General features: G+C 68.5%; 13 protein-coding genes. 3 read left to right on the forward strand and 10 right to left on the reverse strand.

What is annotated here, in order from left to right:
* Positions 1-56 precede the first annotated feature (56 nt).
* Positions 57-1457: an amino acid permease gene (locus NP4_RS37870; protein ID WP_068008908.1), complete on the reverse strand. Its 1401-nt coding sequence runs from the start codon at positions 1455-1457 to the stop codon at positions 57-59.
* Positions 1458-1539: 82 nt separating this feature from the next.
* On the opposite strand from NP4_RS37870, the gene NP4_RS37875 reads away from it, so the two are divergent.
* Positions 1540-2292: a DUF427 domain-containing protein gene (locus NP4_RS37875; protein ID WP_068008910.1), complete on the forward strand. Its 753-nt coding sequence runs from the start codon at positions 1540-1542 to the stop codon at positions 2290-2292.
* Here the strand turns inward: NP4_RS37875 and NP4_RS37880 are convergent.
* Positions 2285-3031 carry an SIR2 family NAD-dependent protein deacylase gene (locus tag NP4_RS37880; protein ID WP_068008914.1) on the reverse strand — a complete coding sequence of 249 codons (747 nt, stop codon included), beginning with the start codon at positions 3029-3031 and terminating at the stop codon, positions 2285-2287. The genes NP4_RS37875 and NP4_RS37880 overlap by 8 nt on opposite strands.
* Positions 3032-3041: 10 nt before the next feature.
* Positions 3042-3932, reverse strand: coding sequence for an AraC family transcriptional regulator (locus NP4_RS37885; protein ID WP_068008939.1), 891 nt, complete (start codon positions 3930-3932; stop codon positions 3042-3044).
* Positions 3933-3996: 64 nt separating this feature from the next.
* Here NP4_RS37885 and NP4_RS37890 point away from each other — a divergent pair, with 64 nt between their 5' ends.
* Both NP4_RS37890 and NP4_RS37895 read left to right on the forward strand, forming a co-directional pair.
* Positions 3997-4644 (forward strand): TetR/AcrR family transcriptional regulator, encoded by a 648-nt coding sequence (locus NP4_RS37890; protein ID WP_068008942.1) that lies wholly within the window; start codon positions 3997-3999, stop codon positions 4642-4644.
* On the forward strand, positions 4638-5489 hold the full coding sequence (locus tag NP4_RS37895) for an alpha/beta fold hydrolase (protein ID WP_211335869.1): 852 nt from the start codon (positions 4638-4640) through the stop codon (positions 5487-5489). The genes NP4_RS37890 and NP4_RS37895 overlap by 7 nt, the downstream gene beginning before the upstream one ends.
* On the opposite strand, the gene NP4_RS37900 is transcribed toward NP4_RS37895, so the two are convergent.
* From NP4_RS37900 to NP4_RS37930, 7 genes are all read right to left on the reverse strand, one after another.
* Positions 5461-7194, reverse strand: a complete 1734-nt coding sequence (locus NP4_RS37900; protein ID WP_068008917.1) for a phytoene desaturase family protein — start codon at positions 7192-7194, stop codon at positions 5461-5463. The two genes, NP4_RS37895 and NP4_RS37900, sit on opposite strands and share 29 nt — an antisense overlap.
* On the reverse strand, positions 7191-8639 hold the full coding sequence (locus NP4_RS37905; RefSeq protein ID WP_114755644.1) for an MFS transporter: 1449 nt from the start codon (positions 8637-8639) through the stop codon (positions 7191-7193). The genes NP4_RS37900 and NP4_RS37905 overlap by 4 nt, the downstream gene beginning before the upstream one ends.
* On the reverse strand, positions 8639-10210 hold the full coding sequence (locus NP4_RS37910) for a PfaD family polyunsaturated fatty acid/polyketide biosynthesis protein (RefSeq protein ID WP_245997864.1): 1572 nt from the start codon (positions 10208-10210) through the stop codon (positions 8639-8641). The genes NP4_RS37905 and NP4_RS37910 overlap by 1 nt, the downstream gene beginning before the upstream one ends.
* Positions 10207-12789 carry a hotdog family protein gene (locus tag NP4_RS37915; RefSeq protein WP_068008920.1) on the reverse strand — a complete coding sequence of 861 codons (2583 nt, stop codon included), beginning with the start codon at positions 12787-12789 and terminating at the stop codon, positions 10207-10209. Before NP4_RS37915 ends, NP4_RS37910 begins: the two co-directional genes overlap by 4 nt.
* Positions 12790-12800: 11 nt before the next feature.
* Positions 12801-17627, reverse strand: coding sequence for a hypothetical protein (locus tag NP4_RS40500; protein WP_082876585.1), 4827 nt, complete (start codon positions 17625-17627; stop codon positions 12801-12803).
* Positions 17620-19686, reverse strand: a complete 2067-nt coding sequence (locus tag NP4_RS37925) for an SDR family NAD(P)-dependent oxidoreductase (RefSeq protein WP_082876586.1) — start codon at positions 19684-19686, stop codon at positions 17620-17622. Before NP4_RS37925 ends, NP4_RS40500 begins: the two co-directional genes overlap by 8 nt.
* Positions 19687-19937: 251 nt before the next feature.
* Positions 19938-20250, reverse strand: a 313-nt coding sequence (locus tag NP4_RS37930) for a phosphopantetheine-binding protein (RefSeq protein WP_156524975.1), incomplete at its 5' end; no start/stop codon positions are given.

Raw genomic sequence — 20250 nt, forward strand, 5'->3', positions numbered from 1 at the left:
TGGTCGTCGAGTAGGCGTGAGCGGGCGCGATCACAGCCCGATCGTGTCCGCCGCGCCTACGGCCGAATGATCTCCACCTCGCGCACCGGCGGCTTGCGCCCGAACTTCACGCGCAGCGGATAGACCGCCGCCACTACCAGCAGGCTGACCGTGGACGCGATCAGCTGCGGGCGCAGCGAGGACATCACCGCCGCGGAGATCAGCACCACGATCAGCGCGGCGATCACCAGCCAGCTCAGATACGGATACCCCCACATCCGGAAGGTGAGCGCGGCCGGATCCTCACGGCGCAGGCGGGCCCGTAACCGCAACTGCGACAGCATGATCGCCAGATACATGAAGGCCAGCAGCACGCCGATGGAATTCACCAGGAAGGTGAACACCCGGTCCGGCGAGACGTAGGACGCGATCACCGCACACCACGCCGCGACCGTCCCCAGCAGCACCGCCCGGGCGGGCACGCCGCGCCGGTTCACCTTCACCAGCGCGGCCGGGGCGTCCCCGTCGCGGGTGAGCACATAGAGCATGCGCGAGGTCACATAGATCGCCGAATTGAGCACCGAGAGCACCGCGGTGAGAATGACCACCTGCATGATCGCGCCCGCCGCCGGCACGCCCATCTTGTCCAGCGCGCTGACGAACGGGCTGGTCAGCACCTTCGCGTCATTCCACGGCAGGATCGCCACCACCAGGAAGATCGAGGCCACGTAGAACAGCCCGACCCGCCAGAGCACATTGCTGGTGGCCCGGGCCACGGCCTTGCCGGGCTCGGCGCTCTCGGCAGCGGCCAGGGTCACGATCTCGGTACCTCCGAAGGCGAAGATCACCACCACGATCGCCGAGAGCAGCCCGGTCACGCCATTGGGCAGGAAGCCGCCGTGCGCGGTCAGATTGTCCAGTCCCGCATGGCCGTTCGGCCACAGCCCGAGCACGTAGAGCACGCCCAGGACGAGGAACACCACGATCGCGGCCACCTTGATCGAGGCGAACCAGAATTCGAACTCGCCGAACGAGCGCACCGAGATCAGATTGACCGCGGTCATCACGATCAGCAGCGCGGCCGAGAGCATCCAGGCGGGCAGCTCGATCCACTGCCCCAGAATCGCCGCGCCCGCGGTCGCCTCCGCGCCGACAAGTACGACGTACATGTACCAGTACAGCCAGCCCACCACGAATCCGGCGAACGGCCCGAGCGACAGGCGCGCGTATCCGGCCAGCGAGCCCGCGACCGGTCGCGACACCACCATCTCCCCGAGCGCACGCAGCACCAGCAGTACCAGCGCGCCCGCCGCCGCGTACGACAGAATCGCGGCCGGACCGGCGGTTTTGATCACCGAGCCACTTCCCACGAACAGCCCCGCGCCCACCGCGCCGCCGATCGCGAGCATGGTCATGTGCCGACGGCGTAGACCGGTGCGCAGTCCGCCCGCGCGCTCGGCGCCGCTCGTCTTCGTCATGCAGTTACCCTCTGTTCGCCCAGATGTTGCGGTCACAGCGTAGCCAGCCCCTGTTCACGGCCCCGGAGTACCGTCGGGTGGTATGACCGAAACGAATCGGGGGCGGGTCCGGATCGAACCCAGCCCGAAACGGGTCCGGACCTACGTCGAGGGTCACCTGGTGGCCGACAGTACGACGCCACTGCTGGTATGGGAAAGCCCTTATTACCCAACCTATTACCTGCCGGTCGCCGATCTCCACGCGAAATTGGAGCCGTCCGGCTCCACCCGGCACTCCCCCAGCCGCGGTGAGGGCGTCCAATACGACGTGCTCGTCGACGGAGTCACCAAATCCGCTGCGGCCCTGCGCTATCCGGACTCTCCCATCCCCGAGCTCCGCGACCTGGTCCGCCTGGACTGGAACCTGATGGACGAATGGTTCGAGGAGGACGAGCCCGTCTACGTCCATCCCCGCAACCCCTACACCCGGGTCGATGTCCTCACCAGCTCCCGCCACGTCCGCGTGGCCATCGCGGGCCAGACCGTCGCCGAATCCCACGCTCCCCACATCCTCTTCGAAACCGGCCTCCCCCCGCGCTACTACCTCCCCATGACCGACGTCCGCATGGACCTGCTCACCCCCTCCCCCACGCGAACCTCCTGCCCCTACAAGGGCACCGCCGAATACTTCACCATCCGAATCGGCGACGCCGACTACCCCGACCTCGTCTGGCTCTACCGCACACCCCTCCCCGAAAGCCAGAAGGTAGCGGGTTTGGTCTGCTTCTACAACGAAAAGGTCGACCTGTTCATCGACGGCGTCCTCCAGGACCGCCCGAAAAGCCCGTTCAGCTGACGGTCAGTATCTCGTCGACCAGTTTGGGTAGGGCGGCGCCGATCGGGTCGTGGATGACCTCGGTGGCGTAGTGGTCGTAGGGGGTGGGGTCGGCGTTGATGATGATCAGGTCGGCGCCCGCTTCCACGGCTACCGCGCACATGGAAGCCGCCGGCTCGACCTGTAGGGAGGTGCCGATGGCGAGGAAGATATCGCTGGTGCGGGCGATATCGGTTGCGAGCCAGATGGATTCGGGGACCAGCTGCTGGCCGAACATGACGGTGGCGGCCTTGAGGATGCCGCCGCAGGTGGGGCAGGGCGGGTCGGGTTCGCCGGCGGCCACGCGGTCCAGGGTGGCGGCCATGGTCGAGGTGTAGTCGCAGCCGATGCAGACCACGTCGAACATATTGCCGTGGATCTCGACCACCGATTCGTCCGCGGAACCGGCGCGCTGATGCAGGCGGTCGATGTTCTGGGTGATGATGCGAACCTCGCGCTGTTCGGCGAGGCGGACCAGTGCGCGGTGCGCGTCGTTGGGCCGGGCCTGCCAGGCCGGATTGTCGCGGCGGGCCAGCCAGGCGCGCTGGCGCAGTTCCGGATCGGCGACGTAGTTCTGATAGGTCGACAGCAGTTCGGCGATCGGATCCTCGGTCCACACGCCGCGCGGGCCGCGGAAATCGGGAATGCCGGAGTCGGTGGAGATTCCGGCCCCGGTGAGCACGCCGATCGGCCCGGTGCGCCGACGCCAGCCTGTGGTCATGACTTCCAGATTAGGCCGCCGGCCGGGCCTGGGCGCGGCGATACTGTCCGGGCGCCTGACCGAATTCGCGCTTGAACGCCTTGGCGAAGGCGAATTCCGAGGCGTAGCCGACCCGGCGCGCGACCGCCGCCAGACCCGCATCGGTCTCACGCAGCAGCCGGGCCGCGGTGAGCATGCGCCACCGGGTGAGATAGGCCAGCGGAGCCTCCCCGACGGTCGCGGTGAACCGCCGCCCCAGCGTCGCCCGCGAAACCCCCGCGACCGCGCTCAGCTCCGGCACGGTCCACGGACGCGCCGGATCCTCGTGCATCGCCCGCAGCGCCGCCGCCACCGCGGGATCGTCGAAAACCCCCATGCCGCCGCGACTTTCGGGCAGTTCGAACCAGGCGCGCAGAATGAACAGCAGTAGCATGTCCAGCAGCGCGGGCAGTGCGGCGTCCGCGCCCGGGCGCGGTCGCGCGAGTTCGGCGCTCAGCAGTCCCACCGCACCGCGCAAGGCCGGATCATCGCAATGCGCCGGAAGATGGACGAATTCGGGCAGCCCGTCCAGCAGCGGATGCCGTCGACCGAGTTCATATGCGCCGCAGAGCAATTCGGTCCGCTCGCCGGGCCCCTCGAGCTCGCGCGGTTCACCCGGCATCGCGATCTCGGTCACCGCGGCCTCGGGATCGCTGACCAGCACATGCGCCGCACCGCGCGGCATGAACAGCACATCCCCGGGCCCAAGCGCCACCGGCTCCCGCTCCGGCGTCAGCAACCAGCACGCCCCGCGCAGCACCACATGGAATCCGGCACTGGGCACGAGCGGATACCGCCGGCCCCAGGGCGCGTGCCGGACGAACCGGCCGGAGGCCGGACTACCCGTGCGCACGGCGGCGATGGTGTCGCTGAGAACATCCACGAAATCAGCGTAACCGAGGTTTGATACGCTCATGTATTCGATCTCCGATGGAGAGGACTTGCGCATGGCGACGTCCACCGAGGCCGATCGGCCGACCGCACAGCGTGGCGTGCGCATGACCAAGCGCCGCGCCGAGACGCGCCAGCGACTACTCGACGCGGCCTTCGACGCCTTCGCCGCCGAGGGCTTCGGACGCTGCACCGTCGAGCAGATCTGCGAACGCGCGGGCTACACCCGCGGCGCGTTCTATTCCAACTTCACCTCCCTCGAGGAACTGTTCCTGGCGATGTGGGAGCAGCGCTCCGAACGCATGCTGAGCGAGGTGACCGCATTACTCGACGAGACACACGCCGGTGAGGTGATCGATCTACGCCACGGCGTCGAGCGCGCGTTACGCACGGTCCCCCTGGACGACAAGTGGATTCGCATCACCTACGAATTCACCGCCCACGCCCTGCGCAATCCGGAACTGCGCCGGACCATGGCCGCCCGCGAGGAGGCGATCTCCGCGGCGCTGCTGCCGATGGTCGAGGCCCTGTTACGCCTGGTCGGCCGCCGGGTGACCGATACCGCCGCACTGGGCCGGGCGCTGGTGGCCGTACACGACGGCACCGCCACCCAGTGCCTGCTCGAACCCGACAGCACCGTCGCGCGCGAACAGCGCGTCGATCTGTTCCACCGCGTGGTACTGGCCTACAGCGAACCGTGCTGAATTTCCCGCCCGCCCGCGCCCCGATCGGCGAATTCGTCGATATCGGCGACACCCGGGCGCATCTGCGCCGCGACGGCGATCCGACCGCGAAAACCATTGTGCTGCTGCACGGTTTCGCCGGTTCGCTGCACTGGTACGACCGGCTGACCCCGCTGCTGACCCCCCGGTTCCAGGTGGTCCGGCTCGATCTGCGCGGCCACGGCCACACCGGCGGCGATCTGGGCCTCGACGCGCCCTCGCAGGGCGCGGCCGTTGCCGCGGTGATCACCGCCCTGGACCTGAAAGATGTTGCCGTACTGGGCCATTCGTTCGGCGCGGATGTGGCGCTGGCGACGGCCGAACGCAGCGATCGGGTTCGCGAGGTGATCCTGGTGGACCAGGCCCCCGATTACGATCACGCCCGCTTCCCGCCGGGCAACGGCCTGCTCGGGCACGGCATCCTGGGCCCGGTGCTGCATCGAATGGCATTGCCCGCCTTCGTCCGAATCGGCCTGCGCTACGGCGTCGCACGGGGTTTCGACCTCATCGACGCCTTCGACCACCCCGATCAGGGCGTGCTCGACCATCGAGCGATGAGCCCGCGGATGGCCCGCACGGTCCTGGTCGAGCGACGGCGCAGATTGGCGGCCCGCCCACTCGACGTCCAGGTCCGCACCCTGGGCCTGCCGACCCTGGTCATTCACGGCGATCGCGACCGGTTCTACGCCTGGCACATCGCCGCCGCGCGCTATCGCGCCGCCGGGGCCCGCGTCGAAATCATCGAGGGCGCGGGACATTCCCCGAATGTCGAGCGCCCCGCCGAGGTCGCTCGCGTGCTCACCGAATTCCTGAGGCCGATTCGGTAACCGCGCGGCCGAACCCGCGGCTGGCCCGCAGCGGATCGGCGTCGCGATACGCACCCAGCCGTCCGCGGTCGGCGAGCACCAGGCCCGCCTGTATTTCGGCGTCGAGATCGCGCCCGAGAATCGCACCCGCGGCATGCATTCCGCTGAGCATCGCGCCGAGCGTGCCCGGGCCCCAGGCGGTACTCGCCCCGGCCAGGAACAGTCCTCGGATCGGAGTGGCCGATCGCGGCCGGAACATCCCGAACTGACTGGGTCGCAACTGCAGACCGGCCGCGCTCTGGGTTCCGGTGTAGCGGTAATGCGTTGCCGCGGTGGCGGCCTCGCGGAACCGGACCAGCGGCCGCACACCGGGATAGACCCGCTCGACCCGATCGAGCATGCCCTCGATGAGGATCTCCTTGAGCTCCTGATACCGGCCCGACCGACTGTAGGAACCGTCGGCCAGCTCCTCCGGTTCGATACCCCACACCGGCCCCACCGGCGGCACGATCGACAGCACCTCCACCGCACCCCAGCCGGGCGGAGCGGACCGCGAATTCCCCGGATCCCGGGTCGTCCCGGAGAACACCATGCCCGGCATCCTGGCCGCGTGATCGCGCGCCCACTCCTCGGGCACGCGCCGCTGGGCATCGGTCGCCAGATCCGGAATGATCCGCGAGAGGTTGCGGACGCTCGTGGCATCCTCCCAGCTCGGAATGACGTAGTAGTTGGCATTGCGCTGCTGGCGCAGATCGAGTTCGAGCCCGAAATAGGTGCCGAGATACGGCGTCGCCATCTTCCAGCGATTCACCCGCCTGGCCAGCCGCCACGGCAGATGGTCACGACCGACCAGATCCAGATAGGTCTTCTTGATATCGATATCCGACACCACCACCGGCGCGTGCAGGATCTCACCGTCCTCGAGCCGCACGCCGCACACCTGCCCGCCCTCGATCCGAATCTCCGCAACGCTTGCGCCGGTGCGAATTTCGCCGCCGTGGGTGAGGATGACATCGGCGAAGTTGGCGGCCAGCGACTGCGCGCCCCCTTCGGGATACCACGCGCCGCCGGAGATGAAGGTGTCCATGAACCCGGCGTGCAGTCCCGACGGCGCGGCGGTCGGGGCCGAGGCGTAGGCCCCCGCGTACTGCGAAAGCACCTGTATGGCACGGGGACTCAAACCGCATGCGGTCAGCAGGGCCCCGTGCGGCACATAGCGCCAGGCCGCGGCAGCGCCGGCGTGCCGCCAGGCCCCGAACTCACCCCGCAGCGAGGCCGAGGCACGACTGCGGTCGACGCCGCTGCCCAGCCTGCGGACGATCGAGATATAGCGGCGCAGCGCGCGCTCCTCCTTCGGGAAGGCCGCGATCAAATTGTCCAGGTAGGCATCCCAGTCCTGTGGAATCTTCAATTCGAAGTCCGGACCCAGCACGATGTCGTAGCCGTCGCGGTCCAATCGGCGGAAGTTGATCCGCTCCTCGAGCGCCAGCCCCCGCAGTACGCGCGAGGTCAGACCGTCGGGACCGCAGTCGCCGATGTAGTGCAGCCCGATATCGAACTCCCACTTGCCCTGTCGGCGGAACACATGCGAGAAACCGCCCAGCACCTTGTAGCGCTCGAGCAACAGGGTGCGCTGTCCGGCCGCGGCCAGATACGCGGCGCTGGACAGCCCGCCCAGACCCGCGCCGACAACTATCGCGTCCCAACGAGATTCGTCGACCGTCACTGGCGCACCTCCTGAGGTTGGTTGATACGTCGTGGGATCGCGGCTCCCGCCGCGGCGCCCACCAGCAGCACACACACCGACAGCCACAGCGCCGGACGCATACCGTTGCTGAACGAGATGCCGATATCGGCGAAGGAATGAATCGGCGTCGAATAGTGCGCTACCACCGACGTGCACACCGCGATGCCCAGCGCGCCGCCCACCTCGCGCACGGTGCTGTTCGCGCCGGAGGCCTTGCCCTGTTCGCTCGGGCGGACCGAGGCCAGCACCACCGCCGTCACCGGCGTCCATACGATGCCCATCCCGATGCCGCCGATCACCAGTGCCGGAATCGCATGCGTATAGGGCAGATCCGCGCGCCCGATCAGCGCCAGCCAGCCCAGGGCGATGGCGTCGAGGGTCATGCCGAGCGCCATCAAGCGCCCGCCGCCGACCCGATCGGTCACCAGACCGGCCAGCGGCGCGGCGATCAGCGGACCCAGCGACCACGGCAGCGTGCGCAGGCCCGCCTCGAACGCGTTGTAGCCCAACGCGGTCTGTAGATACTGCACCATCAGGAAGATCGCCCCGAACAGTCCGAAGTACATGGTCGCCGACACCACATTGCTGAGTACGAAACTCGGGATCCGGTAGAACCGCAGCGGCAGAAGCGGATCGGGGGTGCGCCGCTCCCAGAGCACGAACCCGATCAGCAGCGCCGCCGCCGCGACGAAGGCCCCATCGATCAGCGGCGAACCCCAGCCGTAGCGGTGGCCGTTGACGATCGCCCACACCGTCAGCAGCACCGCACCGCCGCCCATGACCACACCCGGCAGATCCAATGCCTTGTCCGGGCCCTCGCTCTCCCGCACCGCCGCCACGATCAGCGCGAACGCGACGACACCGACCGGAATATTGATCCAGAAGATCCACTGCCAGGCCAGGCCCTGGGTAATCGCCCCGCCGATGACCGGACCCAGGGCGGTGCCCAGACCCGTCATCGCGCTCCACAATCCGACCGCGGCACTGCGCTTTTCCGGCCGCACCGACTCCGCGATCAGAGTCAGCGACAACGGCATCGCCGCGGCCGCGCCAGCACCCTGGATGATCCGGCCCAGAATCAGGATCTGCACCGTGCCCGACAGCCCGCACACGATCGATCCGGCCATGAACAGCGCGAGCCCGGCAAGAAAGACGCGCCGACGGCCGAACCGATCCCCGAGCGCGGCCCCGGTCAACAGCAGGCTGGCGAACGACAGCGTGTAGGCATTGACCACCCACTGCAGCTGCGCCTCATCGGCGTGCAGGCCGCGCGAAATCGGCACCAGCGCATTGCTGACCACCAGATTGTCCAGCGCCACCATGAATTCGGGTATCGAGCAGGCCAGCACGGCCAGCAGCGCCCGCCGCCGCGACCAGCTCGCGCCGCCGTCGCGAATATCCATGTGCGCCTGCGCGATCGCCATCACGCCACCCCCGCGATAATCGGCCCCTCGGGTCGATAGTGGCGCAGGCGTCCGGGCAGTCCCACACCGAGCAGGGTCAGCTGATTGACGCGCGCACTGTAGGCCGCGCCCCGCATCAGGTGCATCGCGACGTCTCCCGCGCGGCGATCGTGTTCCAGGTAGGTGCCGCTCGCCCATTCGTTGAACGCGCCCATCGAAGGCCCGCACCAGATCTGGTAATCGGCCACTCGATCGGCCGCGCCGGTGCTCGCCCACCGCGACGCCAGACCCAGATACCACCGGAAGATCAGGGCCATCCGCCGTTTGGCGTCCCCGGTCGCGCGCTCGACCTGGGCCGGATCCCGCTGCTGGAAATGCGTGACCACGTCCGCCCAGACCTCCTCGACGGGACGGCGCAGGATCTGCTTCTCGAGTTTGTCCCGCTCGGCGGCGGGCAGCGCGTCGATTCCGTCGTAGCCGCGATACAGGTTGTACAGATGCTTGGCCCGCATCGCGAACATGGTGCCCCGCTTGAGGACCTGGACATCGACGCCGAGTTCGAACATATCCGAGGCAGGGGCCATCTCGCAGTCGCTGACCTGTGCCGCGCGCAGCAGTGTGCGTACCGCGTCGGAGGTTCCCGATTCGGCGCACGCCTGATTGATCGACCCGGTCACGACATAGTCCGCGCCGAGGGCGAAGGCGGCGGCGACCGCGGCGGGCGTGCCGAGCCCACCGGCCGCGCCGACCCGCACCTGCCGCGCGTAGCGACGCTCGCGCTGGATCGCGTCGCGCTGGGCGACGAGGGCGGGCACGATCACCGCCAGCGGACGGCGATCGGTATGTCCGCCGGAATCGGCCTCCACGGTGATGTCGTCGGCCATCGGCACGGTCGCGGCCAGCTCCGCCTGTGCGCCGGAGATCAATCCGGCCGAGAGCAGTTCGGCGACCAGGGTTTCGGGCGCGGGTTCCAGGAACTTGGCGGCCACCTCGGCGCGCGACACCTTGGCGATCACGCGATTGGCGATATCGGTTCCGCCGTCGGGTCGCCGCGACAGGCCGGCCACTCGATAGCGTACGAGGGCGGGCGTGAGGTCCATGAACGCCGAGGCCTCCACACATCCGACGCCGCGGCGCAGCAGCAGTTCGATCAGCGCCGTCTCCATGGCCGATTCGTGCGGGCTGTGAATGAGGTTGACGCAGTAGGGAAGACCGGGAATCTCCGCGGCGAAACGTTCCAGCGCCGCCTCCACGCGATCGACGGAAAGCCCGGCCGCGCCGAGCGATCCGAGACATCCCGCCCGAGCCATGGCGATCACCAGATCCGCGGAGGCGATACCTCCGGCCATAGCACCGGACATGTACGCGTACCGGACCCCGTGCGCGTCACGAAACGCGCTGGAGCCCAGCCGTTCCGGCGGCAGCGGCGCGGCCACGGTGAGCATCCGGGCCCCGGCAGCGGGCGGATCGTTGCTCAGCGCGATGCCGTCGGGACCCTCGACGACATAGCAGGGCGCGTCGAGGCGGCCCAGAATCGGATACGGATCCACGGTTTCGGAGCCTGTGCGCTCCGCGATCGCCTCGACGGTCACGACGACACCACCTCTCCGCTCGCGCTGTGCTGGCCCTCGCCCGATCGGGGGCCTTGCGTGGTTACGCAAGCTGCCTCCTCCAGGCCCTGACCGCTCGGGCTGTGCTGGACGTCGCCCGATCGGGGGCCTTGCGTGGTTACGCAAGCTGCCTCCTCCAGGCCCTGACCGCTCGGGCGAACCTCCACGGCGACATCGCTGACCTCGTAGATACGCAGACCCGGCTTCCAGACATTCGCGTCCGCGACGACCAGCAGCCGTCCCGGTTCCCGGCGAATCTCCTTGACGCTCAGGTCGAAACTCATCTGTTTGTCGTGAATCTCGACCTGCCCCCGATAGGTCCAGCGCACCTGAACGCCCACCGGCGCCTCGAAGCGCACCGGCCCCATATCGGCGGCCAGTCCGGCGTCCAGTACGAAGATCTGCAGGGCCTGCACCAGCGATTCGATACCGAGCGTGCCCGGCATCACCTTGTCGAGATCGTTGTGGACATCGAAGTACCAGTCACTCGGATCGACCGCCCGCACGCCGTGCACATATCCCTTACCGAAGACGCCGCCGTCCGGCGCCACGGTGACCTCGTCGACCAGCCGCAGTCGGCCGTCGGCCAGCCGCAGCCCGGTGCCGGGTTGGGGCTGTCGCCAGCGATCGTCGGATCGGATCGAAAGGCTGTGCGCCCCGGGCGGATTCGGATTCTCCTCCAGCCACGACGGCCGATATTTGCCACCGTCCATCCCCCGCTGATGTTTCAGCCACTCACCGGGGAAGTAGCCGTACATCGTCTGCCCCTCGTAGAACAGCTCACCGTCGGTGAACAGGCGGAACCCGAATCGCTGCAGCAGTACGCCGGAACCGGGCAGATGCGTCTTCAGCACGGTCTCGTGCCGGATCGTCTTGCCGCGCAGATCCACCGGCCGCGTCAGGGTCGCGTAACCGTCCAGATTGCGGACGAACAGATCGTCCTCCGGAAACAGCAGGGGCCCGCCGAGCAGATAGCCGAGCAGCAGCGAGGACTGTAGCGCGATCTCCTGATAGATGAAATTCGGCATGGTCGTCGACCCGTTGTCGTGGTAATACCACCATTCGGGGTCCGAATCGTATTCGGTCACCAGCAGCGCGTCGTCGTCGAATACCCCGGGCGTGCCCCGGAATTGCTGAATTCTGTCGAACCGCTGATAGTCGCCGCCGGGCGTGCGCGGCACCCGATTACCGACGCCGGTGGCCGCGCTCAACTCCGAACCCATGGCCGCGGCGAATTTGCCGTCCCCGGCCAGGGCGAGGTGAAATTCGTTCGAATGCGTGGCCTCACCCGCGTGATTGCGACGGCCCAGGAACGGCATCACACCGTCCGCGCCCGGGCCGATCGGGGTACCGGGCTTCTCCCGCGCCTGGACGGCGAGATCGGTGATCCGCAGCACCGGCCGACCGTCGGCGTACACGGTGAGGTCCGCGACGACATTCGGCCGCGGCAGCAGCGCGGAATCGGTGATATCGGCGCGGTAGGTGATCGCGCGCGTTTGCGCGGTCACCTGTTCGAGAATCTCCACGCGCGCGGGAATATCGAAGGCGGGCTGGAATTCGCCGTCCGGGAACACCAGATGCAGACCCGAATACATCAGATACACCTGCAGCAGCTGCGTCGCACCCGCGACGAGCAGCGTCGCGGGCATGGCACTCCCCAGCGCGCCGTGGAAATACCAGCCGTTCGCATCCACGGCCCGCGTCGCGATCAACTCGCCGAATCCGCGGGAGCCGCCGAACCGGTCGATCGTGGTGACCTCATCGATCATGCGGATACCGCCCGTGGCGAGGCGAATCGACCGATTGCAGCCATCGGCCCGCTGGTCCCAGTAGCGCCCGAACACCGCGGCGAGTTCACCTCGGGTGAGCAGATCGATATCCTCGGCCGTCAGATTCACCCGATCGGTGCGTTCCAACGGTTTGAATTTCGTCGGGGCTCGGCGATCGCGCCTGTGCTGCCCGCGAGTATCGGCCAGTTCCGCGCGGCCGGAGAGCAATTCGGCGGGCATGCCGTAACCGGCGCAGGCGTCGGTCATTTCCATGACGAGTACGCCGTCCACGTGGCATTCGAAAGTGAAGTGCACCAGCAGGCCGTCACCGCGGGCTTCGAATCCGGTGGCCTCCGCGCGGAACACGATTTTCTGACCCTCGCGTGGCAGCCGGTCGTGAAAGACCGGATCGGCCGACAGCAGCCGATAGACCTGTCCCGTACCGACTTTCACGCCCAGATGCTCGAGCAGGGCGAGCACGCACTGGGTGGTTTCGATGACCACACCGGCCGGGACCACACCGTCGAGGGTGTACCAGGCGTGTTCGGGAATGTCGTATTCGGCGGTGATGGAGGCGGGCGGCTCGAATCTGCCCGGCTCACCGTGTATTTCGAGCACCCGCGAGACGAATCGGTACAGCGGGGAATCCGGCGACTGCACATCGTCGGATTTCGCGGACGAGCGGCCCGCGACCCGATCGAGCTGTTCCAGCAGCCTGCGCTGCATGGCCAACTGCGCGGCGACCAGTGGCCGATCGCCCACGGCGGTGGTGATGAGACCTTCGTCGAGCATGAGTTTTCTCCCTAGCGAGCCACCGGCCGGACCTCGACCGCGATATCGGTGAGCTGATAGATGCGCAGTCCGGGTTTCCAGACATTGGCATCGGCGATGATCAGCAGTCGATCCGGTTCGCGCCGGATCTCCTTCACGCTGACGTCGAAGGGCATTTCTCGATCGCCCTGATCGACCTGCCCCCGATAGCGCCAGCTCATCGGCACGCCGACGGCCAGTTCGAAGGTCACCGGTCCCATATCCGCAGCGATACCGCTGTCGATCACATACAGCTGCAGGGCCTGGATGAGCGCCTCGACGCCGAGCGATCCGGGCATCACCGGATCCCGATGGAAATGGCAGGCGAAATACCAGTCGGCGGGATCGATCACCCGGGTGCCGTACACGTAGCCCTTACCGAACGGCCCCCCGTCGCGAACCACGGTGGCGTTCTCGATCATTCGCAGATGGCCGTCACCCAGTCGCAGCCCGGTGCCCGGTTGCGGCTGGAACCAGCGATCGTCGGATCGAACGGCTACGGCGTGCGCACCCGGCGGATTCGGATGTTCCGCCAGCCAGGGCGGCTGATATTTGCCGGCGTCGAGCCCGACCTGACGGCTGAGCGCGTCGGCGCTGAAGAATCCGAACAGCGATTCGCCCTCGTAGAACAGCTCGCCGTCGGCGAACAGCCGATAGGAGAATTTCTCCAGCACCGCGCCGGGCACGCTCTGATGCATCTGCAGGATGGATTCCTGCCGAATCGTCTTGCCGCGCAGATCCATCGGCCGCAATACGGTCGCCACGCCGTCCAGATTGCGGACGTAGACATCCGGCTCGTTCTCGAGACACAGCGGCCCGCCGAGTTGCACACCCAGCAGAATCGCCGACTGCAGCGACGTTTCCATCAGGACGCAGTGCGGCATACTCGCCGATCCGTTGTCCTTGAAGTACCAGTCCTCCGGCGCCGCGTCGAATTCGGTGACCAGCTCGATGCCCCGGCCGAATTCGCCCCGCGTGGCGGGCAGGCGTTGAATGCGATCGACGAACTGGAAGATTCCGTTGGGCAGTCGCGGCATGACGCGATCGTTGAAGCGGGCGAAATCCTGTCCGAGTGCGGTGGACGCCTCGCCGCGCGCGGAGTGGGCGAGATGGAATTCGGTGCCGATACTCACCTCGCCCTCGTGATTGCGCCGCCCGAGGAATTGCACCGCGCCGTCGGGGGCCGCACCGCTGGCCGTGCCCGGCCGCTCCCGAACCTGGACGGCGAGATCGGTTATCCGCATGATGGGTTCGAAATCGGCGTAGACGGTGACATCGGCAAAGACGGCCGGGCGGGGCACCAGGGTGATGTCGGTGATCTCGGCCCGGTAGGAGATCGTGCGGATATCCGGGGTCACCTGCCCGAAGGCGAGGATTCGGCGGGGCAGGTCGTAGGCGGGCTGGAATTCACCGTCCGGGAACACCAGATGCAGGCCCAGATACATCACATAGACCTGCAGCAGTTGCGCGGCGCCCGCGGCCACCAGCGTCGCGGGCAGCACATCGTCGCCCGGCGCGCCCGTGTGGAAATACCAGCCGTTGCGATCGACGGTCCGCCGCGCGGTCAATTCGCCGATACCGCGCGGACCGCCGAGCCGGTCGATCATGGTGACGTCGTCGAGCATGCGAATGCCGCCGGGGGCCAGGCGGATCGAGGTATTGCAGCCGTCGGCCCGCTGATCCCAATTCGGTCCGAATACCGTTCCCAGCTCACCCTTGGTGAGCAGGTCCACGTCCTGGGACAGCAGGCTCACCCGATCGGTGCGCTCGAGGGGTTTGAACGGCGCGCCCATCGTGACCACGCGCTCGCGCTTGCCACGGACGCCCTTCGCGGATTCGCGTCCGGTCAGCAGTTCGGCGGGGGTTCCGATGCCCGCGCAGGCCTCGGCCATCTCCATGAGCAGGGTGTCACCGGCATGGCATCGGAAGGTGAAATACACCAGCAGACCGCTGCCGCGCGTCTCGAATCGGGTTGTCTCGGCACGGAATCGGAGCGTCTGCCCCTCGCGGGGCAGTCGGTCGTGGAAGATCGGATCGGCGGACAGCAGCCGGTAGACCTTCCCGTCGCCGATATCGAGGCCGAGGTGTCGCAGCAGGGTGAGCACGCACTGGGTGGTCTCGACGACCATGGCGGCGGGGATGACGCCGTCGAGGGTGTACCAGGCGTGTTCGGGGATGTCGTATTCGGCGGTGATCGAGGCCGGGGCGAAGCGTCCGCGATCACCGCGGATCTCGACGACCCGCGAAATGAACTGGTACAGCGAGGCATCCGGTCGCACCGCCGGGCCGCCGGGCGTATCCGGCACGGGGGCCGCGCCAACCGGTTGCTCGCTCAGCAGTTGCCGCATCGCCGCGTACGCGGTCTGGAAGGCCTGATCACTCGCGGCCACGCTGGGCGCGATCGCCGCCACGGCCACCGCCGCGGGCGATCGGCCGAGGCCGCGTTCCGGGCGCGCGGCCGACAGGGCCGGCGCCGGATCGGAATCGATCGACGGGGCGGATGTGGCGAGGTAGTCGCCGATCGGCACACCGTCGAAGGTGATGATGTCGTGGTATTCCTCGCGCACGAGAGACCTCCTCCGGCCGCGTACCCGGACCCGGGCGCGCTGGGATGTGTCGGCGGGCCGCGGCCGGCCCAGCAATTGGTTCAGATCGACGCGCACCCCGTGGCTCACCAATTGTGCGAGGGCGCGGGCGAGCGCCGATCCCTGAGACATTCCGCGCCGATCCATCGACACGGCCAGATGCGGCCGCTCCGCCAGCGAATCGTCCACCCACCGTGCGCAATTGGCGCTGGGACCGACGTCGACGAAGTAGCGGAACCCGCGGTCGTAGGCGACCCGGGTGAGCCTCGGGAAGTCCACCGTGCGGCAGACGACGTCGGCGACATGGCCCGCCAGCCGCTCCCGGTCACCGATATCCACGCGGTCGTAGCTGTAGGCGGTCAGCAGATCGCCCGGGTGTTCGGTCGCGATGATCGGGTGGTCGGCCACCCGCGTCAGCGCCTCGGCCTCGACCTCCGAGGGCGGGCAGTGCGCCACCAGGGCGGCGGGTCCCGGGACCGATCGGCAGCCAACGCGTTCGGCGACCGCCCGGCACTGCCGCGGACAACCGGCGACGACCACCTCGCGCGGGGTGTTCACATGGGTGATGAACACCCGGTCGAATTCCGCTACGGCCGCGGCGATTTCGTCCGCGTCGCCGAGCAGTACCTGGACCGTCCACACCTGTTCGTCCGGCATATCCTCCGGCAGCGACCATGCCTGGCGCACCACCTGTTTGCGCCCGCCGAGGCGTTCGGTGAACAGTCCGGGCGCGGGGCTGATCAGATCGACGATCGCACTGTGATCCCACACCCCGAGTGCCATGAGCATGCTGCACTCGCCCAGGCTGTAGCCGAAGCCCCCGTCGACCCGGATGCCGAGCAGATCCCGCATCAGCGCGGTGTGCAGGATGCCGAAGGTGATGCCGGTGCTGAGCAGGCCCGCGACATCGTCCTGCATGGCGGTCTCGTAGTACTTCATGGCCCGGCGGTCCAGTCCGGCGGTCGAGCGCGGGCACACCAGATGGCGGCGCAGCATCTCGGCCTGTCCGCTGTCGTCGAGCCAGGTCGACGCGACGGGGAACAGGCGCAGCAGATCGCGGCCCGCGCCGGGATAGGTGGAGAAGGTGCCCGGATAGACCATGGCGACCCGACCGTCCGGCCCGATCGGCCTCGCGGTGCAGAAGCTGCCGGCGGGTGTGAGCCAATCGGCTTGCCGGGCAATGGCATCCGGCAGATCCCGAATCGCGGCCTGCAATTCGCTACGTAGCCGCGCTTCGCCGGAGGCGACGAGAACGGCCGTGCGGCGGCCCGGGGTCGCCGCGGCCGCTCGGCGGCACAGTTCGAGCGCGTCGACGCCATCGGCCAACTCGGCCAGGCGATCTCGCGCGGCCTGCGCCAGCTCCGGACCGCCGTCGCCGGTCAGTACCAGCAGCAGCGGGCCGCCGCCCGCGATCCAATCGATCGGTACGTCCCGACCTTTCGAGGCGGTCGTGGACAGCACCAGATGCACGGCCGTCGAACCGTCGTAGGCCGCGACCGCCGCGCGGCGACGGCCGCTCGGCCCCCGCCACACCCACGGCTGCCCGTCCTCGGTGCGGCACAGCGCGGTCGGGATTTCCTCCGCCGCTCGGATGCTCAGCTCCGGCGGGGTGGCGGGCAGCATGGCCGCGTAGGCGCTGCGCGCGGCCGCCACCACGGTCGCGAGTACGGTGCGCGCGGGCGCGCCGACCACGGTCGAGAGCGGATGACCCTCTGCCGGATACGCCGCCGCCAGTTCGGCGGTGTCCGTGACGCCGCACAGGCCCAGCCAGCCGACCTCGGCGGGCCGAATTCCGGCCTGCCGCAGGGCCGTTCGGGCGGCCACACCGACCGCGTCGAAGCCGGTCGCGATGGCCACGGCATCCAGCAGGGCATAGCGCTGCTCGTCGGCGTGGGTCAGTACCACCGCCGCCGCCTCGCCGGATCCGACCTCGCCGACCAGGACGGCATCGAACCTGTTGCCGGACAATAAAGTCCGGGCCCGGTCCAGCAGCGAGACCGTCCGATCCGCCCCGGCGGGCACCGCCTCGACCGGACCGATGAGGCCGCGTTCGTCCGCGAACCGCCACGCCGATTCGATATCGACGCCGGCGAACAGGACCGCGACGGCATCGGAGTGGAATCCGGCCGCGTCGGCCAATGCGGCATCGCCGACCGCCGACAGGGTCGCGTCCCCGTCCGGGGCGGACTGCCGCCACGCGGTCCCGGCGATCCGCACCGAGGACGTCTCAGCCATCGCCCTGCCTCGTCTCGGCGTTCTTGAACTTCTCGACAAGCGCTGCGCTGGTGATCAATTCGATATTGCGGAACCGCAGCAGCACCCGGCCGCTCGGATCGCACGCCTCGACCGTGCAGCGCACCAGCGGCAGGGCGACCTCGGGCCGGTGCACCACGAGATACATCTGCTCTGCATCGGGCAGCGGCCCGAGCAGTTCGGTCGTGACGCAGCCGGTCGGCAGCGCGGGCACGCCGACGGTCAGATACGACCGCAGCGCCGTACCGTGGGCCACCACATCGGCGGTCAGCGGCCGATACCGATCGGTGCCGCAGTAGCCGCCGCCCCAATCCGGTACGGGCAGCCGGGCCGAGAGGATCAGCCGCTCGCCGTCGGCGAGGACGGCCTGCAAACCCCGCATCGATGGCCCGTGGAACAGGGTCCCGTCCTCATAGCACGTCACCGGGACGCCGCCGGTCAGCGGCGGGAGGTCGGTGTAGTGGTCGACGGTGAACGAATCCGGTTCCGGGAGAACCGAACTGACGGTCGCGCGATACCGCGGCCGCTTGGTCTCGTCGGTGACCAGTACCGACACCTCGGTCGGTCCGACATCGCGGATGGTGAAGTACAACCGCGGCGCGGGCGAATCGAAGACGAGTCCCTTGAGCACCTTGAGATCTCGCGCCGAGCGGATGTCCATACCCGGATGGGTCTGCCCGACCACATCGAATATGGCGCCCAGGGCGACCGTCGCGGGCAGCACCGGATAGCCGTCGACCTTGTGATCGCCCAGCGCCCGACTCTCCGCGATCGGCCGCATATCCCGACTGATCCGGATCTCCCGGCCGGGTACCACGGCATCGGGCAGTTCCAGTGGCGCGGGCGGCCACGGCCCGATCTGACACATCACGTCCCGGGAGCGCGGCGCGGTCAGCTGTTCGGCGAACAGGACACCGCCCTCCTCCAGCGTGATCGGGGTGATACCGCGCATGAGCAGGAACTTCTGCAGCTCGGGCCGGAGCATGCCACCGGCCAGTGCACTCCAGTTGATCGAGGTCACCGCGACCGCTGGATGCCGCGACTTCAGCGCACAGGCCAGATGATTGAGCGCGTCGTTGGCCACCGAATAGGAAGCCTGACCGCGATTGCCGAAGGTCGCCGCCACCGAACCGAACATGACCGCGAAGCGCAGCCGGTCGGCGTCGATCGCGCCGAGCACCGCGGACCAGCCGTGGATCTTCGTGGTCAGCACCTTCGTGATCGCCTCGGTCGTCAGGCCGTCGATCAGCTGATCGGCCAATACCGCTGCCCCGTGCACGATTCCGGTGATCCGATCCCGATACGGGGCCAGTGCCGCGCGGACGGCGTCGGCATCACTCACATCCACCGCGAGATATTCCACCGCGCTGCCGTGTGCGCCGATCTGTGCCAGGGTCGCCCGGATCTCGCGCTGCGCGAGCAGCTTTCCGGAGATATCGCGCAGTTCCAGCGGCGTGGTGGATTGTCCGGTCGACTTGCGGTGCGCGGCCACCGCTTTCATCAACTCGGCATCCGGAACCCCTGCGGCCCACTCCGGTTCGTCGGCGAGTTCGGTGCGGCCCAGCAGCAGCAGGCCGCTGTGGAAGCGGGCCGCGACCGCGACCGCGCAGGCCGCGGTGACGCCACGGCCGCCGCCGGTGAACACCAGCAGATCCCCGGGTCCGGGTTCGGCGACCTCGGGGGCGTCGATGATCGGACCCGGATGATCCTCGATGAACTCGAGCGTGCGACGCAGCCCACCGGCGGCACAGCCGACCTGCGTGAGTTCGGTGCGTGGATCGTAGAGTTCGCCCATCAGCTGGGCCACGCGATCATCCACGTCCTGCTCGCTCGACACGTCGACGCCGCGGCAGAACAGCGCCGGCGCTTCGATTCCGAGGGTCTTCACCAGGGCGAAAACGCCGCCGAGGATTGCCCTTTCGTCGGCCGCGACCTCGGTCAGACCGAACGCGCCGTCGAACTGGGTGACCGCCAGGAACGCGGCCCGGCCGTCGGGCGCGGCCTGTTCCAGGACGGGCCTGGTGCGCTGCGCCAGCAGCATGACCTCGGTCAGGGCCGCGACCGCGGCGACGTCGTCGGCCGGATTCGTCGGTGCGAACCAGACGACCAGATCGAGCGGATCGCTCGATTCGCCGTCGCGGATCTGCCAGCCCGCCGCGCGCAGGGCCGCGGCGAAACCTTCCGACAGCTCGCCCGCGCACCCCGTGATCAGGGCGCACGGCCGATCGCGGAACCCACCCTCTAGGCGATCGGGAACCGGCAGTTCGCCGAGGTGTGCGAACGACCGCCCGATCAGGCTTTTGGGGCCGCGTCCGCCACGGTCGCGCCGGCGCTCGCGCCGCCGCCGTATCGGGCCAGGAAGTCGGTGATCTCGCCGAGCGTGCGGATCTCACCGATCTCCTCCATCGGCACCTCGCCCACGGCCGGGTACTGATCGCGCATCGCGCCCATGATCTCCACCCGCTTGATCGAGTCGACGCCGAGGTCGGCCTCCATCTCCATACCGGGCTCGAGCATGTCGGTGGGATAGCCGGTCTTGTCGGCGACGATGTCGAACACCACGCGCCGGGCGGTCTCGGGGTCGATTCCGGCGGCCGGAGCCGCG

Source organism: Nocardia pseudobrasiliensis NBRC 108224 (genome assembly GCF_001613105.1).
Classification (GTDB): domain Bacteria; phylum Actinomycetota; class Actinomycetes; order Mycobacteriales; family Mycobacteriaceae; genus Nocardia; species Nocardia pseudobrasiliensis.